The 15,504-nt window shown below is 68.4% G+C and carries 17 protein-coding genes; 11 read left to right on the forward strand and 6 right to left on the reverse strand.

Going from position 1 to position 15,504, the window contains the following annotated elements; translation table 11 throughout:
- The first annotated feature begins 116 nt into the window (after nucleotides 1-116).
- The gene (locus tag QNA08_RS10755; RefSeq protein ID WP_283740712.1) at nucleotides 117-2,138 is read left to right on the forward strand and encodes a thioredoxin domain-containing protein; all 2,022 of its coding nucleotides are present in this window, start codon (nucleotides 117-119) and stop codon (nucleotides 2,136-2,138) included.
- A gap of 35 nt (nucleotides 2,139-2,173) precedes the next feature.
- Here QNA08_RS10755 and rho read toward each other — a convergent pair whose 3' ends face one another.
- From rho to hemE, 3 genes are all read right to left on the reverse strand, one after another.
- Nucleotides 2,174-3,439, reverse strand: a complete 1,266-nt coding sequence (gene rho, locus QNA08_RS10760; protein WP_283740713.1) for a transcription termination factor Rho — start codon at nucleotides 3,437-3,439, stop codon at nucleotides 2,174-2,176.
- 215 nt (nucleotides 3,440-3,654) lie between these two features.
- Nucleotides 3,655-4,080, reverse strand: coding sequence for a protoporphyrinogen oxidase HemJ (gene hemJ, locus QNA08_RS10765; RefSeq protein ID WP_283740714.1), 426 nt, complete (start codon nucleotides 4,078-4,080; stop codon nucleotides 3,655-3,657).
- A gap of 10 nt (nucleotides 4,081-4,090) precedes the next feature.
- Nucleotides 4,091-5,101, reverse strand: a complete 1,011-nt coding sequence (hemE, locus tag QNA08_RS10770) for a uroporphyrinogen decarboxylase (RefSeq protein ID WP_283740940.1) — start codon at nucleotides 5,099-5,101, stop codon at nucleotides 4,091-4,093.
- Between the two features lie 451 nt (nucleotides 5,102-5,552).
- Here hemE and QNA08_RS10775 point away from each other — a divergent pair, with 451 nt between their 5' ends.
- The 5 genes from QNA08_RS10775 to dnaQ are packed head-to-tail and all read left to right on the forward strand — an operon-like array spanning nucleotide 5,553 to nucleotide 9,241.
- A complete protein-coding gene (locus QNA08_RS10775) occupies nucleotides 5,553-6,383 on the forward strand; it encodes a pyruvate, water dikinase regulatory protein (protein WP_283740715.1) in 831 nt (276 codons plus the stop codon).
- Between the two features lie 27 nt (nucleotides 6,384-6,410).
- A complete protein-coding gene (locus tag QNA08_RS10780) occupies nucleotides 6,411-7,031 on the forward strand; it encodes a Maf family protein (protein WP_283740716.1) in 621 nt (206 codons plus the stop codon).
- A gap of 7 nt (nucleotides 7,032-7,038) precedes the next feature.
- Nucleotides 7,039-7,887, forward strand: a complete 849-nt coding sequence (locus QNA08_RS10785) for a shikimate dehydrogenase (RefSeq protein ID WP_422679901.1) — start codon at nucleotides 7,039-7,041, stop codon at nucleotides 7,885-7,887.
- Nucleotides 7,884-8,513, forward strand: coding sequence for a dephospho-CoA kinase (gene coaE, locus QNA08_RS10790; protein ID WP_283740717.1), 630 nt, complete (start codon nucleotides 7,884-7,886; stop codon nucleotides 8,511-8,513). The genes QNA08_RS10785 and coaE overlap by 4 nt, the downstream gene beginning before the upstream one ends.
- A gap of 2 nt (nucleotides 8,514-8,515) precedes the next feature.
- Nucleotides 8,516-9,241, forward strand: a complete 726-nt coding sequence (gene dnaQ / locus QNA08_RS10795; RefSeq protein WP_283740718.1) for a DNA polymerase III subunit epsilon — start codon at nucleotides 8,516-8,518, stop codon at nucleotides 9,239-9,241.
- A gap of 46 nt (nucleotides 9,242-9,287) precedes the next feature.
- Here dnaQ and secB read toward each other — a convergent pair whose 3' ends face one another.
- A complete protein-coding gene (secB, locus tag QNA08_RS10800) occupies nucleotides 9,288-9,776 on the reverse strand; it encodes a protein-export chaperone SecB (RefSeq protein ID WP_283740719.1) in 489 nt (162 codons plus the stop codon).
- A gap of 400 nt (nucleotides 9,777-10,176) precedes the next feature.
- Between secB and QNA08_RS10805 the strand changes: the two genes are divergently transcribed.
- From QNA08_RS10805 to QNA08_RS10825, 5 genes are all read left to right on the forward strand, one after another.
- On the forward strand, nucleotides 10,177-10,911 hold the full coding sequence (locus tag QNA08_RS10805; protein ID WP_283740720.1) for a Tim44/TimA family putative adaptor protein: 735 nt from the start codon (nucleotides 10,177-10,179) through the stop codon (nucleotides 10,909-10,911).
- Nucleotides 10,912-10,955: 44 nt separating this feature from the next.
- Nucleotides 10,956-12,119 carry a murein transglycosylase A gene (gene mltA, locus QNA08_RS10810; protein WP_283740721.1) on the forward strand — a complete coding sequence of 388 codons (1,164 nt, stop codon included), beginning with the start codon at nucleotides 10,956-10,958 and terminating at the stop codon, nucleotides 12,117-12,119.
- A 131-nt stretch (nucleotides 12,120-12,250) separates the two neighbouring features.
- Complete coding sequence (locus tag QNA08_RS10815) at nucleotides 12,251-12,691, forward strand: Smr/MutS family protein (protein WP_340321995.1); 441 nt, start codon at nucleotides 12,251-12,253, stop codon at nucleotides 12,689-12,691.
- Nucleotides 12,688-13,062 (forward strand): helix-turn-helix domain-containing protein, encoded by a 375-nt coding sequence (locus tag QNA08_RS10820; protein WP_283740723.1) that lies wholly within the window; start codon nucleotides 12,688-12,690, stop codon nucleotides 13,060-13,062. Before QNA08_RS10815 ends, QNA08_RS10820 begins: the two co-directional genes overlap by 4 nt.
- A 65-nt stretch (nucleotides 13,063-13,127) precedes the next feature.
- Nucleotides 13,128-14,129, forward strand: coding sequence for an adenosine kinase (locus QNA08_RS10825; RefSeq protein ID WP_283740724.1), 1,002 nt, complete (start codon nucleotides 13,128-13,130; stop codon nucleotides 14,127-14,129).
- Between the two features lie 28 nt (nucleotides 14,130-14,157).
- On the opposite strand, the gene coaA is transcribed toward QNA08_RS10825, so the two are convergent.
- Both coaA and QNA08_RS10835 read right to left on the reverse strand, forming a co-directional pair.
- The gene (gene coaA, locus QNA08_RS10830) at nucleotides 14,158-15,132 is read right to left on the reverse strand and encodes a type I pantothenate kinase (RefSeq protein ID WP_283740725.1); all 975 of its coding nucleotides are present in this window, start codon (nucleotides 15,130-15,132) and stop codon (nucleotides 14,158-14,160) included.
- A 32-nt stretch (nucleotides 15,133-15,164) separates the two neighbouring features.
- Complete coding sequence (locus tag QNA08_RS10835) at nucleotides 15,165-15,485, reverse strand: phosphoribosyl-ATP diphosphatase (protein ID WP_283740726.1); 321 nt, start codon at nucleotides 15,483-15,485, stop codon at nucleotides 15,165-15,167.
- Nucleotides 15,486-15,504: the final 19 nt, after the last annotated feature.

Here is a 15,504-nt window from a genome sequence, read left to right on the forward strand (position 1 = left end):
GACTTCATCTTGTGCATCTCCCTGACCCCCGTTCGGACACGCGCTCGTGGGTCTGCGGGCTGGCCAGCGGGCGGCTCCAATGCCAAGCTCGGAGCAAGGCGCGGGAGGGCAGCACCATGAATCGACTGGCCCAGGAAACAAGCCCCTACCTGCTGCAGCACAGTGCCAATCCGGTCGACTGGTGGCCCTGGGGCGAGGATGCACTCGCCGAGGCGCGCCGCTCGCGCAAGCCCATCCTCCTGTCTGTCGGCTATGCTGCCTGCCATTGGTGCCACGTCATGGCGCACGAGAGCTTCGAGGACGAAGCCACCGCCCGCGTCATGAACGACCTCTTCATCAACATCAAGGTCGACCGCGAGGAGCGCCCCGACGTCGACCACCTCTACATGTCGGCCCTGCATGCGCTTGGCGAAGCCGGCGGATGGCCTCTGACCATGTTCCTCACTCCGACCGGCGAACCGTTCTGGGGCGGTACCTATTTCCCGAAGGAGCCGCGCTTCGGCCGCCCCGGATTCGTCGCCGTGCTGCGCGAAGTCGCCCGCCTCTGCCGAGACGAGCCCGAACGCATCGAGCACAACCGCCGCGTCCTCGCGGCGGGCCTTGCCCGGCAAGGGCAGGCCGCGGCCCAGGAGGCGATCGGCCGGCCGGAGCTCGACCGCATCGGCACCCAGCTTGCCCGCACCTTCGACGCCGTCGATGGCGGGCTGCCGGGCGCACCGAAGTTTCCCAACCCTCCGCTCCTGGAACTGCTCTGGCGTCAGGCCGACCGTTGCGGCGACGCGGTGGCCAGCAGTGCCTTTCTCCACACCCTCAAGCGCATGGCGTGCGGCGGCATCCACGATCATCTCGGCGGCGGCTTCGCCCGCTACGCCGTCGATGCACGCTGGCTCGTGCCGCATTTCGAGAAGATGCTCTACGACAACGCCCAGCTCCTCGAGCTCTATGCCCTTGCGGCGGCGGAGACCGGCCGGCCCATCCTGCGCGAGGCGGCGGAAGGCATCGTCGCCTGGGCGCTGCGCGAGATGCTCACGCCGGAGGGAGCCTTCGCCGCCAGCCTCGATGCCGATTCGGAGGGCGAGGAGGGGCGTTTCTACGTCTGGAGCGATGCCGAGATCCGCGCCCTCCTCGGCGCCGATGCCGACCTCTTCGCACGGCACTACGGGGTCACGCCCGACGGCAACTGGGAAGGCCGGGTCATCCTCAACCGCCTCGACTCAGCCGATCCGGACGCCCCGACGGCAGCGCGGCTCGCCGAACTGCGGCAGCGGCTCCTGGCGCATCGCGGGAAGCGTCCGCGGCCGGCCTGCGACGACAAGGTGCTCTGCGACTGGAATGGCCTCATGATCGCCGCACTGGCGCGCGCAGCCGTGCTCCTCGACCGGCCGGACTGGCTCGCCACCGCCCAGCGGGCCTTTCGTTTCATAACCGAATCGATGATGCGAGAGGATCGTCTCGGACATTCCTGGCGCGCCGGACGCCTGCTGTTTCCCGGACTCGCCAGCGACCATGCGGCGATGGCGCGCGCAGCCATGGCACTCTACGAAGCAACCAGCGATGCAAGCTGGCTCGAGCGGGCACGCCTCTGGGTCAGTGTCACCGAACGGGATTTCGCCGATGCCGACGGTATCCTCTTCATGACCGCCGCCGACGCCGCGGATCTGTTCCTGCGCCCGCAGCCGCTGCACGATGACGCGGTACCGAACGCCAACGGCATGCATGCCGAGAATGTCGTACGGCTCGCCCTGCTCAGCGGGCGGGCGGATGACCGTGAGCGGGCTGACCGCCTCCTCGCCGCTCTCACGCGCCGGGCGCGCGCCGCCCCCGTCGCGCACGGATCAATCCTCAATGCCCTTGATCTGCACCTTTGCGGGGCCTCCATCGTCGTCACCGGGTCGGGCCGAGAGACGATGCTACGCGCGGCGCGCAGCGTTCCGTACCCGAATCGAACGGTGCTGGATCTCGATCCTGCGAGCGGCGCCTCGTTCGACGAAGTACGACAGGCCCAGATTTCCGCAAGTCCGGGAACAGCGACCGCCTTCGTCTGTGCCGGAGACCGCTGCTCCCTGCCCGTAACGGACCCGAATCGATTGCACGCGGCCGTCGATGCAGAACGGGCGGGGGTACCCCCGCCCGTCTGATCGCCATTCCCTTGCCGAGTTCGCGAGGCTCCGGCTCAGGTGTTCATCGATTCGAAGAAGTCGCCGTTCGTCTTGGTCTGCCGCAGCTTGTCGAGCAGGAACTCGGCCGCGTCCACCGTGCCCATCGGATTGAGGATGCGGCGCAGCACGTACATCTTCTTGAGCACGTCCGGCGGCACCAGGAGCTCCTCCTTGCGCGTGCCGGAGCGGGTGATGTCGATCGCCGGGAAGACGCGCTTGTCCGAGACCTTGCGGTCGAGGATGATCTCGGAATTGCCCGTGCCCTTGAATTCCTCGAAGATCACCTCGTCCATGCGGCTGCCGGTATCGATGAGCGCGGTCGCGATGATGGTCAGCGAGCCGCCCTCCTCGATATTGCGCGCCGCGCCGAAGAAGCGTTTCGGTCGCTGCAGGGCGTTGGCGTCGACACCGCCCGTGAGCACCTTGCCCGACGAGGGCACCACGGTGTTGTAGGCGCGTCCGAGCCGGGTGATCGAATCAAGCAGGATGACGACGTCGCGGCCGTGCTCGACGAGGCGCTTCGCCTTCTCGATCACCATCTCCGACACCTGCACATGTCGTGCGGCCGGCTCGTCGAAGGTCGAGGAAATGACCTCGCCCTTCACCGAGCGCTGCATGTCGGTGACCTCCTCGGGCCGCTCGTCGATGAGCAGCACGATAAGATAGCACTCGGGATGATTGGTGGTGATCGACTTGGCGATGTTCTGCAGGAGAACCGTCTTGCCGGTGCGCGGTGGCGCCACGATGAGCGCGCGCTGGCCCTTGCCGATCGGCGAGACGATGTCGATGACGCGCGCCGAGTAGTCTTTCTTCGTCGGGTCCTCGATTTCGAGCTTCAGGCGCTCGTCCGGGTAGAGCGGCGTGAGGTTGTCGAAGTGGACCTTGTGCCGGATCTTCTCCGGGTCCTCGAAATTGATGGTGTTGACCTTGAGCAGGGCGAAATAGCGCTCGCCCTCCTTCGGCCCCCGGATCGGCCCTTCCACGGTATCGCCGGTGCGCAGGCCGAAGCGCCGGATCTGCGAGGGGGACACGTAGATGTCGTCGGGTCCCGGCAGATAGTTCGAATCGGAGGACCGCAGGAACCCGAAGCCGTCCTGCAGCACCTCGACGACGCCCTCGCCGATGATCTCGGTCTCGACCGCCGCGAGCTGCTTCAGTATCCCGAACATGAGCTCCTGCTTGCGCATGGTGCTCGCGTTCTCGACCTGATGCTCCTCCGCGAAGGTGAGAAGCTCGGTCGGCGACTTGGACTTGAGGTCCTGGAGCTTGATCTCCCGCATGGGGACTCTCTTGAGGCTGATCCTGCGAAGGCCGCGGTGAGCGGCCGGGAAAACGAGGCGGGAAAACAGGCCGAGGCAGCACGCGGGCGAACCGGCCGCCACCGCTGCGCGCGAGGTCGGCTGGAAGAAACCGCTGCGCGAGCCTGTTGTCGGGAAGGCTTCCTTTCGTAACGTCTTTTCCTGTGGGGCTCAACCCCCCATGATGCGTCGGACCGTCAGAACGGCTTCACGATGACGAGCACGACGATGCCGATCATCAGGATCGTCGGGACCTCGTTGAGAACGCGATAGAAGCCTGCCGGACGCGTGTTGCGATCTTCGGCGAAGCGCCGCACGGTGGCCCCGAGGAAGCCGTTAACGCCGGACAGGGCGACAACGAGGGCCATCTTGGCGTGGAACCATCCCGCCTTGAACCAGCCTGCCTGCCAGGCGAGCACCAGACCGAGAACCCAGGCAGCCACCATCGCCGGCGTCATGATCGCCTTGAGAAGCCGGCGCTCCATGACCTTGAAGGTTTCGGACTTGTCGGACCCGGGAGCGGCATCGGCGTGATAGACGAACAGACGCGGCAGATAAAGCAGACCCGCCATCCAGGCGATGACGGCGACGACATGCAGGGCCTTGAGCCAGTCGTAGAGCATGGTTCGTCCCTCAATCGCCGCGCACGCGCCGCAGCATCCGCTCGACATGGGATATCGGCGTCTCCGGCAGGATGCCGTGGCCGAGATTGAAGATGTGCGGCCGCCCCGCGAAAGCGGCGAGAATGGCGTCGACGGCCTCGTCCAGGGCGCGCCCGCCGGCGACGAGCGCGAGCGGGTCGAGATTGCCCTGAACAGGCCTGAGCGGCTGCAGCACGTCGCGCGCCCAAGCGGGGTCGACGGCCCAATCGAGGCCCACCGCATCGGCGATGCCGCTCTTCGCCAGAACCTCGAGACGCGGGCCGGCCCCGCGCGCGAAAACGATGACGCGGGCTTGCGGCCGGGCGACACGCACGCCTTCCACGAGGCGCCGCACCGGATCGAGCGACAGGCGGTCGAAAAGTGCCGGGGGCAGGGCGCCGGCGAAGCTCTCGAAGATCTGCACGGCGTCCGCACCCGCATCGATCTGGGCTACGAGATAGCGGACGGAGGCTGTGACCAGCCGGTCGATGAGCCGCTCGATGAAGACCGGATCTCGATAGGCGAGAACCCGCGCCGGTGCCTGGTCTGGCGTGCTCTTGCCGGCGATCATGTAGCTCGCCACCGTCCACGGTGCACCGCAGAAGCCGAGGAGCGTCGTCTCGCCCGGCAGATCGCCGCGCAGCCGCTGCAGCGTCTCGAAGACGGGTGAAAGGCGGCCGAGGTCGAGCTCCTCGTCGAGGTGCGCCAGGTCGGCAAGGCCCGTCACCGGATCGAGGCGCGGGCCCTCGCCCTCGGTGAAGCGCACGTCCTGCCCGAGCGCATGCGGCACGACGAGAATATCGCTGAACAGGATCGCCGCATCGAAGCCGAAGCGGCGGATCGGCTGCAGGGTGACCTCGGTGGCGAGCGCCGGGTTGTAGCAAAGGTCGAGGAAGGATCCGGCCTGCGCCCGCACGGCACGATATTCGGGCAGGTAGCGGCCCGCCTGTCGCATGAGCCAGACCGGCGGACGGGGAAGCGCCTCGCCGGCGAGTACGCGCATCACGGCGCGGGTTTGGGCAGTCCCGTCCACGGAGGCTCCCTCAAAGATCTAAGATTCTTGGAAAAGGACTCTGTTGGTTTTGTTTGAGCTGCGGATTACCGCGCCCCAACGCCATCCACAATCGTTCAACAGGTGGTCCCGGAGTCGCAGGCAGCGGGTGGGCGGACGCACTGCCCGGGCGACGGTCGCCGCCGCCCCTTCGCGGGACCTTAACGAATCCTTAAGATTTATGGCTTGTTAACCATGGCCGTCGTTCCGTGGGGGAATGGTTAAGGGATCGTAACCATCCACGGATGCCGCTGCTGGCAGGCGCAATTCCCGCACAGGGGCTCGCCTGTTGATCGCGGACGCGCCACAGGTCACAGTGCCGCCCGACGCCGCCGGCCGGGTGCGCGTTTGTCCACATCTCTCGACTCCCCGTCCCACGGATCCGGAGCCTCTGGAGCCTCTCTTGGGCCGCAGCTATTTCCATCTCCATCTCGTCTCGGACGCCACGGGCGAGACGCTGATTGCCGTCGCGCGTGCGGCTGCGGCGCAGTACGAGGGCATCTCGGCCATCGAGCATGTCTATCCGCTCGTCCGCTCCGACTCCCAGCTCGAGCGCGTCATCAGCGAGATCGAGGCCGCACCGGGCATCGTGCTGTACACGCTGGTCGAACCCGACCTCGCCGAGCGCCTGGAAGCGGCCTGCGGCACATCCGGATCGCCCTGCCTGTCGGTGCTGCAGCCGGTGCTCGGCCTGTTCCAGTCTTACCTCGGCGCCGCCTCCACCGCGCGCCCCGGTGCTCAGCATGTCCTCAATGCCGAGTACTTCAAGCGCATCGACGCGATGAATTTCACGCTGCTGCACGATGACGGCCAGATGGCCGAGGACATCGAACAGGCCGATGTGGTGCTCGTCGGCGTCAGCCGCACGTCCAAGACGCCGACCTCGATCTATCTGGCGAACCGTGGCATCAAGACCGCCAATATCCCGCTGGTGCCCGGCCTGCCACTGCCGCCGCAGCTCGACGAAGTGCGCAAGCCGCTCGTCGTCGGCCTCGTCGCCTCGCCCGAACGCATCGTTCAGATCCGCCAGAACCGGCTGCTCAGCCTGCGTGCCGACGATGCATCGCCCTATGTCGACCGCGACGCCGTCGCCGACGAGATCGCCCAGTCGCGGCGCCTCTTCGCGCGCAACAGCTGGCCGGTGATCGACGTGACGCGCCGCTCCATCGAGGAGACAGCCGCGGCGATCATCGATCTCTATCGCGACCACCGCATGAAGTTCATCGCCATCTGACCTGACGACCAGCCGACTTGAAGCGCCATGACAGCCGGACTGTGGATCGCCGAACAGGCTCTTCTCCTCGCCTCGACCAGCCAGACGCGCCGTGACATGCTGGAGGCCGCGGGCCTGCCCGTCGAGACGGAGAACCCCGGCCTCGACGAACGGGCGGTGGAGGCGCCGCATCGCGCCGCCGGCGCCGCTCCGGATCGCATCGCCGCGCTTCTTGCGCGCGAGAAGGCCCTGGCTGTCAGCCGTCGGCGGGTCGGGCGCCTCGTCGTCGGCGCCGACCAGACACTCGACTGCGAGGGCCGCGCCTTCTCAAAACCCGCCGATGCGGAGGGAGCGGTGGCGCAGATCCTGGCGCTCGCCGGACGCACGCACTACCTTCACTCGGCGGTCGCCCTGACGCGTGACGGCGACGTCCTCTTCGAGACCGTGACGAGCGCCGCTCTCACCATGCGGCCGCTGGACGAAAGCTCTGTGCGCCGCTATGTCGCCGCCGTCGGTCCTGCAGTGACGGGGAGCGTCGGGGCCTATCGGCTCGAGGGGCTCGGCGTGCACCTCTTCGAGCGGATCGAGGGTGATCATTTCACCATCCTCGGCCTGCCCCTCATTCCGCTCCTCGCGGCGCTTCGCCGCGAGCGCTGCCTCGCTGCGTGAGAGGATCATGACGCTGCAACTGCGCAAGGCCTGCATCATCGGCTATCCCGTCAAGCACTCGCGGTCGCCCCTGTTGCACGGGCACTGGCTGCACGAGTACGGGCTGGATGGCGCGTACGAACGGGCAGAAGTGGCGCCCGAAGATCTCGCCTCCTTCATGGCCGGCTTCGCGGGCAAGGGTTACGTGGGCGGCAATGTCACCGTGCCGCACAAGGAGAGCATCATGGCCTGCCTCGATGCCGTGACCGAAACGGCGCAGGCCATGGGCGCGGTCAATACGCTGTGGTTCGAAGGCGGTAGGCTCTGCGGCGACAACACCGACGTCGTCGGTTTTCTCGCCAATCTGGACGAAGGTGCGCCGGGCTGGGACGCCCGCACGCGGACCGTGGTCGTGCTCGGCGCGGGCGGCGCGGCGAAGGCCGTGGTCTACGGCCTGCTGCAGCGCGGCATGGAGCGCGTCGCCGTGGTCAACCGCTCCTTTGAGCGGGCTGATGCCCTGCGCGAGCGCTTCGGCTCGCGCGTCCTGGCGGCTCCGTGGGAAGCCCTGCCCGCCCTCCTCGGCGAAACCAAGCTCCTCGTCAATACCACCTCGCTCGGGATGAGCGGCCAGCCCCCGCTTGCGATCGACCTCGAGCCCCTGCCATCCGGCGCCGTCGTCAACGACATCGTCTACGTGCCTCTGGAGACGCCGCTCCTCACCGCTGCCCGCGCCCGGGGCCTGCTCGCGGTGGACGGGCTCGGCATGCTCCTGCATCAGGCGGTGCCGGGTTTCGAACGCTGGTTCGGTGTCCGCCCTCAGGTTTCGGCGGCCCTGCGCGCTCATATCGTCGCCGACATAGTCAGGACCAACCCGTGACCTTTCTCATCGGCCTCACCGGTTCCATCGGCATGGGCAAGTCGGCGACGGCGGCCATGTTCCGTGCCTTCGGGGTGCCGGTGCACGACGCAGATGCCGCCGTCCACGCCCTCTATCGCGGCGAGGCGGCTCCGCTCGTCGAGGCGGCCTTTCCCGGTACGACCGTCGACGGGGTGGTCGATCGTGCCAAGCTTGGCGCTGCTGTGCTCGGCAATGCGGAGAAGATCGCCCGCCTCGAGGCGATCGTGCATCCGCTGGTCAGGGAAAGCGAGCGGGATTTCGTGCGTCGCGCCGTCGCCGCGAACCGGCCGGTCGCCGTTCTCGACATCCCGCTTCTCCTGGAGACACAAGGCGAGGGTCGCTGCGACGCGGTGGTCGTCGTCACCGCTCCGGCCGAGGTGCAGCGTGCCCGCGTGCTCGCCCGGCCGGGTATGACCGAGGAGCGATTTCGGCTGATTCACGTGAAACAGATGCCCGATGCCGAAAAGCGTGCCCGTGCCCATTTCCTCGTGGATACCGGCCGCGGCTTCGCTGCCGCCGAGCGGCAGGTCGGCGATATCCTGCGCGCCCTGAGCGGGCGCAATGGCACGGCCGCGGCACGGATCCTTGCCGGAACGGGAGATTGAAGGTGCTCAGGGAGATCGTTCTCGACACGGAGACGACCGGCGTCGACGCCGCCAGGGGCGACCGCATCATCGAGATCGGCGGCGTCGAGCTGCTCAACCACATCCCGACAGGGCGCACATTCCACGTCTACATCAATCCCGAGCGCCCCGTCTCGCGCGGGGCCTTCGAGGTGCATGGCCTCTCGGACGAATTCCTGGCGGACAAGCCGGTCTTTGCGGCCATCGCCGATGATTTCATCGCCTTCGCCCGCGACGCTCGCCTCGTCATCCACAATGCCGCCTTCGACGTCGGCTTCCTCGACATGGAGCTCAAGCGGCTCGGCCACAGCCCGATCCAGCCGGAGCTGGTGGTCGACACATTGGCGCTGGCGCGCCGCAAGCATCCGGGTGCCTTGAACAGCCTCGACGCGCTCTGCGCCCGCTACGGCATCGACAACTCGCGCCGCACGAAGCACGGCGCGCTGCTCGACGCCGAGATCCTGGCCGAGGTCTATATCGAGCTGATCGGCGGCAAGCAGGCCGACCTCGGCCTCGTGGGCCCGGCGAGCGCGCGCGTGCTCACCGTCGCGGTGGCGAAAGGACAACGCGCGGCGCAGCGGCCCCTGCCGCTCGCCCCGCGCCTCACCGAAGCCGAGCGAGCGGCCCACGCCGCCTTCGTCGCGACCCTCGGCCCGCAGGCGATCTGGCGCGACTATCTCGGCGAAAACGACAGCGGCCCGGAAGCGTGAGCCACCGGGCCGCGACATCGTTGCGCAAGTCGGATCACAAGTCGGATCAGGAGACCGTGGCGGGCGTCTCGGCCGCCTGCAGCTCGGCGAGCTTCTGGCGGTAGAGTGCGGCGAAGTCGATCGGGTCGATGAACAGCGGCGGGAAGCCGCCGTTGCGCACCGCGTCCGCCACGATCTGGCGGGCGAAGGGGAACAACAGGCGCGGGCACTCGATCATGACGATCGGATGCAGCTGTTCCTGGGGCACGTTGCGGATGCGGAAGACGCCGCCGTAGACGAGCTCGAAGGCAAAGAGCGTGTCATTGCCGGAAGTGGCCTTGCCCTCGAGGGTCAGCTCCACCTGGAAGTCGTTGTCGGCAAGCTGGTTGGCGCCGACATTGACCTGGATCGAGATCTGCGGGCCCTGCTGCTGCGGCGCGAGCGAGCGCGGCGCATTCGGGTTCTCGAAGGATAGATCCCTGATATACTGCGCGAGCGCGTTGAGAGACGGAGCGTTGTCCTCGGCGGCGCCGCCGTTCGCGGTGGTGTCGGTCATGTGAAGCGCGTCCTCCGGATCGCTGGAAATGTACGGACCTGAGCTCAACGGACATCCGCGGTCCGTCGACCGGTTCTGCCGAACGGCCGGTCGCCTCGGGCCGGGTCCGCGCAGGTGAGAACCATCGATGCCGTCGGCCGCCGCGCAATCCGCCGCGACCCGGCAGCCCGCGGGGCTAGCACGGAAGGCGGGTTAGCGACAAGGCGCAGATGCCGGAAGGGGTCCGGCGCGCACCGCGGGATGGGGCCGCGGCGGCGCCTGCACCGGGCGGCGGCCTTGTTCGCCCATGAGGTGGATGTTACGAGCGCAAGAACCCATATCGCAGGGGCCATCGATGATCCCTTCGTCGCCGCCGAGCTCCCGGGGCCCGGCGGCGGAGCGCGAGACGACCTGGACAGCCATGCAAGATTCATTCGACATAACGACGATCGTCTTTCTCGCGCTTGCCGTGTTCGTGATCTGGCGGTTGCGTTCTGTGCTCGGCCAGAAGACCGGCAATGAACGGCCACCGTACGATCCCTTCGCGCGCCGCGATCCGCCGATGAAGCCCGGAGCCGACGCGCGCCGGGGCGAGGACAACGTGGTGCGCCTGCCCGGTGCGGCCAACGATCGCGCCACCCCCGCGCCGGCTGAACAGGTGGTGCTCGCCGACCGCTGGAAGGGGATCGCCGAGCCCGGCTCGCCTGTCGCGGCGGGGCTGGACGGCATCGCCCGCATCGAATCCGCCTTCGACGCGCGCAGTTTCCTGGACGGCGCCAAGATGGCCTACGAAATGATCGTCATGTCCTTCGCCTCGGGCGACCGCAAGACGTTGAAGAACCTCCTGTCAAAGGAGGTCTACGAAGGCTTCGAGCGCGCCATCAGCGAGCGCGACAGGCGCGGCGAGAAGGTGGAGACGACCTTCGTGTCGATCGACACCGCCGACATCACCCATGTCGAGCTGCGGGGCAAGACGGCGCAGGTGACAGTACGCTTCCTGTCGAAGCTCATCACGGCCACGCGCAATGCCACCGGCGCGGTCGTCGACGGTAATCCCGGCGAAGTGGTCGACGTCACTGACGTGTGGACCTTCTCGCGTGTGCTCGGAAGCCGCGACCCGAACTGGCAGCTCGTGGCGACCGAATCCGGCCAATGACCGCACGACGCCGGAACATCTGGTGTTCCGGTCTTTTCGCCCTCATGTCGGCCGCAACCGTGACGAGCGCCCCGCCCGCCTTCGCCGACGCACCGACGCATGTCGGCGCTGCCCGGCTCGAAGCCTCCTCCTTCGGTGCGCTTGCGGGCTGGGCGGCGGACGACCACGGGGCTGCCTTCCGCGCCTTCCGCCGCACCTGCGAGGCCATCGTCGCCGGCAGGGCGGCCCTGCGCCGGGGGCTCGCCGCGTCGCAGCGGCTGCAGGCCGTCTGCCGGGCGGCCGTGACGCTGCCCGCGGCACCTGACGCTGCCACGGCGAGAGCCTTCTTCGAGCGTCATTTCATGCCGCACGCCGTGGTCTTGCCCGACGGGGAGGGCTTTCTCACCGGATATTACGAGCCCGAGTTCGACGGGGCCCTCGCGCGCACGGATCGTTTCTCGGCGCCGCTCCTTGCTCGCCCCGAGGACCTCGTCACGCTCAAGCCCGGGGAGAGCCTGCCCGGGCTCGATCCCACCCTTACCGGAGCCCGGCTCGGGCCACGCGGCTATGAGCCGTATCCGGATCGGGCGGCGATCGAGGACGGCGCCCTGGGCGAGAAGGCAAATCCCCTCGTCTATCTCGATCCGATCGAGGCCTTCCTCGCCCATGTGCAGGGGTCCGTGCGCGTGCGCCTGCCGGACGGGCGGAGGCTGCGCTTCGCCTATGACGGGCGCAACGGCCAGCCCTATGCATCTGTCGGCCGTCTGGTGGCGGAGGAAACGGGCCTGCCGCCGGCCGAGCTCACCACGGACAGGCTCGTCGCCTGGTTGCGCGCCCATCCGGCGGATGCCCGCCGGCTCATGCGGCAGAACCGCTCCTACATCTTCTTCCGCCGCGCCGACGAGCTGCGGCCGGAACACGGCCCGCTGGGGGCAGCGGCGGTGCAGCTCGTGCCCGGCCGCAGCATCGCCGTCGACCGGACCCTCTGGCCCTATGCGCTGCCCTTCTGGATCGAAGCGGAGCTTCCCGAGCCGGATGCCGGCACCGCGACGCTCCGCCGCCTCATGATCGCGCAGGACACGGGCTCGGCCATCCTCGGACCGGCGCGGGCCGACATCTTCTTCGGCTCGGGGCCGGAGGCCGGCCTGCGGGCGGGCCTCGTCCGCCATCCGGGCCGCTTCGTTGTCCTCCTGCCGCGGGACCCGGGCGAAGGGGGGCGGGAGCGGTGAGACGACGGCGCGATCGTTCTCTGCGCGAGGACGAGCTCGCGCTCTGGCGCCATGTCGCCAGGAGCGTGACGCCACTTCCCGGCCGGCGTTTGCCCGGCGGCGAGCCGGAACCGCCACGGCCCGATGCCGACATGCCGCCCGCCACCGCTGCGGCGGCCCTCCTGCCGCCCGGCCATGGGCGGCCGCCGTCTCCCAAGCTGCCGCCGCTTGCGCCGCTGGACCGACGCCTGCGCGTCGCCTTGAAACGCGGCACGCAGACGGTCGACGCCAAGCTCGATCTGCACGGCCTGCGCCAGGCCGAGGCGCATGGTGCGCTGGTCGCCTTCCTCGTCCGCGCACGGGCACGCGGAGCGCGCGTCGTGCTGGTCGTCACGGGCAAGGGCGGCGCCCCGCATCATGGCGATCCGTTCGGGGAACGGGGTGTGCTGCGCCGCCTCGTGCCGCAATGGCTGTGTCTGCCCGACCTGCGCAGTGTCGTGCTCGGTTTCGAGGAGGCGGGGCGTGAGCACGGCGGCGAGGGCGCGCTCTACGTCCGTCTGCGCCGGCGGCGCGCGGGGGGAGAACGGCCATGACGCCTTTCGGAGCCCGCCTGCGCGCCCTGCGCGCCGAGCGCGGCGTGACGCTCAAGGACATGGCGGCGGCGCTCGGCGTCTCGAGCGCCTATCTCTCGGCCCTCGAGCACGGCAAGCGCGGCCGGCCGACCTGGGCCATGGTCCAGTCGATCATCCAGTATTTCAACATCATCTGGGACGAGGCGGACGAGCTCCTCCGGCTCGCCGAGATGTCCGATCCGCGCGTCGTCGTGGAAACCGCAAGCCTGTCGCCGCAGGCGACGCTCGTCGCCAATCGTCTGGCCGCGGACATCACCATTCTCAGCGACGCCGAGCTCGAGGCGCTGCTCGCCATTCTCGACGGCGCGCGCAGCCGCGCGGCACGTTCTTGACCGCAGGTCGCGCCGATGCCAAAGGCTCGCCCGCCCTTCTTCCCGCTTTCACGCGAAAGGCTGACATGACCACGCGCCGCCACGACGTGCTCGGCATCGGCAATGCCATCGTCGACATTCTCGCCCGCGCTGACGACGACTTCCTCGTCGCGCAGAACGTGCACAAGGGCGCCATGCAGCTCGTCGACGAGGCGCGCGCGGAAGCGCTCTACGCCGCGATGGGCCCGGCCATCGTCATGTCCGGCGGTTCGGCAGCAAACACCATCGCCGGCCTCGCCTCGCTCGGCGGCAGCGGCGCCTTCATCGGCAAGGTGAAGACCGACGATCTCGGCCGCCAGTTCGCGCACGACATCCGGGCCATCGGCATCCATTTCCCCACCGCCCCGGCAGCCGACGGCCCTGCCACGGCACGCAGCATGATCCTCGTCACGCCGGATGGCGAGCGGACCATGAACACCTATCTCGGCGCCTGCCAGAACCTGACGCCCGACGACATCGACCGCGACACCGTCGAGAGCTCCGGCATCGTCTACCTCGAAGGCTATCTGTGGGATCCGCCCGCGGCCAAGGAAGCCTTCATCAAGGCCGCCGACATCGCCCATGCGGCCGGCAACCGCGTGGCCATCACGCTGTCGGATTCCTTCTGCGTCGATCGCTACCGCGACGAGTTCCTGGATCTCATGCGCCGTGGCAAGCTCGACATCGTCTTCGCCAACGAGCACGAGTTGCGCAGCCTCTACCAGACGGCCGACTTCGACACGGCCGCGGCCGCCCTGCGACAGGAGGAGGTGCTCGGTGTCGTCACCCGTTCGGAGCGAGGTTCTCTTGTCGTGACGCGCGGGGAGACGCTCGCCGTGCCAGCGCATCCGGTGACCCAGATCGTCGATTCGACCGGCGCCGGCGATCTCTTCGCCTCCGGCTTTCTCTTCGGGCTCGCCCGCGGCCTCGACCACCGCACCTGCGCCCGCCACGGAGCGCTCGCCGCGGCCGAGATCATCCAGCAGATGGGCCCGCGCCCGCAGCGCAGCCTCAAGGCGCTCGCAGAGGAGAGCGGGCTTCCGGTCTGAGGCGGCCCCTGCTCGCCCGTCGCGGCCATTACAGGCGCCTCAGCGACACCTCTTCGATGCGATGATCCTCGCCCTTGCGCAGGATGAGGCTGGCGCGCTGGCGCGTCGGCAGGATGTTCTCGCGCAGGTTGACGAGATTGATGCGCGCCCACAGGCGCTCGGCGGTGGCAAGCGCCTCGGCTTCCGACACCGAGGCATACTTGCGAAAGTAGGACTGCGGGTCGCGGAAGGCTGTCTCGCGCAGGCGCATGAAGCGCGTGACGTACCAGCTGTGCAGCAACACCTCCTCCGCGTCGACATAGATCGAGAAGTCGAAGAAGTCGGAGACGAAGGGAATGGCCTTGCCGTCCCTGGGCAGACGGGCGGGCTGCAGGACGTTGAGGCCTTCGACGATGAGGATGTCCGGGCGGTCCACCGTCACCGTCTCTCCCGGCACCACGTCGTAGACAAGATGCGAGTAGACCGGGGCCGAGACGTTGCGCTTGCCGGCCTTGATGTCGCGCAGGAAGTGCAGGAGCGCCTGCGTGTCGTAGCTCTCGGGAAAGCCCTTGCGCTCCATCAGGCCGAGCCGCTCGAGCTCCGCGTTGGGCAGCAGGAAGCCGTCAGTCGTGAGGAGGTCTACCTTCGGCGTATTGGGCCAGCGCGCGAGCAGGGCCTTGAGCACGCGCGCCGTGGTCGACTTGCCGGCGGCGACCGATCCCGCAACGCCGATGATGTAGGGCACCTTGGCATGGTCCTCGGCGAGGAGGAAGCGCTGGGTTGCCTTGAACAGCCCCTGCGTCGCCGCGACGTAGAGCGAGAGCAGGCGCGACAGCGGCAGGTAGATCTCGGCCACCTCCGTAAGGGAGATAGGATCGTTCAGCGACTGCAGCTTCACCACCTCCTCGGCGGTGAGGGTCAGCGGCGTGTCGGCGCGCAGCCTCGCCCACTCGTCACGCGTGAAGCTGCGGTAGGGGGAAAGATCGTCCTCTATCGGCACGAGGCCTGGAACGCGCTTGTCCATGCGCAAACTCCCCGGCGGGGTGGCGGCCGCGCTCACCCTGCTCGCGATGCCTTTTCCTGCAGGCCGGACTGGGCTGTCCGCCGCTGCAACTCGTCCATGACATCCTGCAACGGGACGCCGCGCGCTTGAAGCACGACCAATAGGTGAAAGAGCACGTCGGCTGCTTCCGCCGTAAGGCTGTGCTTGTCACCTTCCACGGCTGCGATGACAGCCTCGACCGCCTCCTCGCCGAGCTTCTTCGCCGCCTTGGCGGCTCCGCCGGCGATGAGCTTCGCCGTATAGGAGACCTCGGGGCTCGCGCCTGCGCGCTCAGCCACGATGCGGGCGAGGTCGTCGAGAGTGAAGGCGGTCATCGGCTGACTTCCTCGCGCG

It is taken from the genome of Chelatococcus albus (assembly GCF_030067675.1).
In the GTDB taxonomy this organism is placed as follows: Bacteria; Pseudomonadota; Alphaproteobacteria; order Rhizobiales; family Beijerinckiaceae; genus Chelatococcus_A; species Chelatococcus_A albus.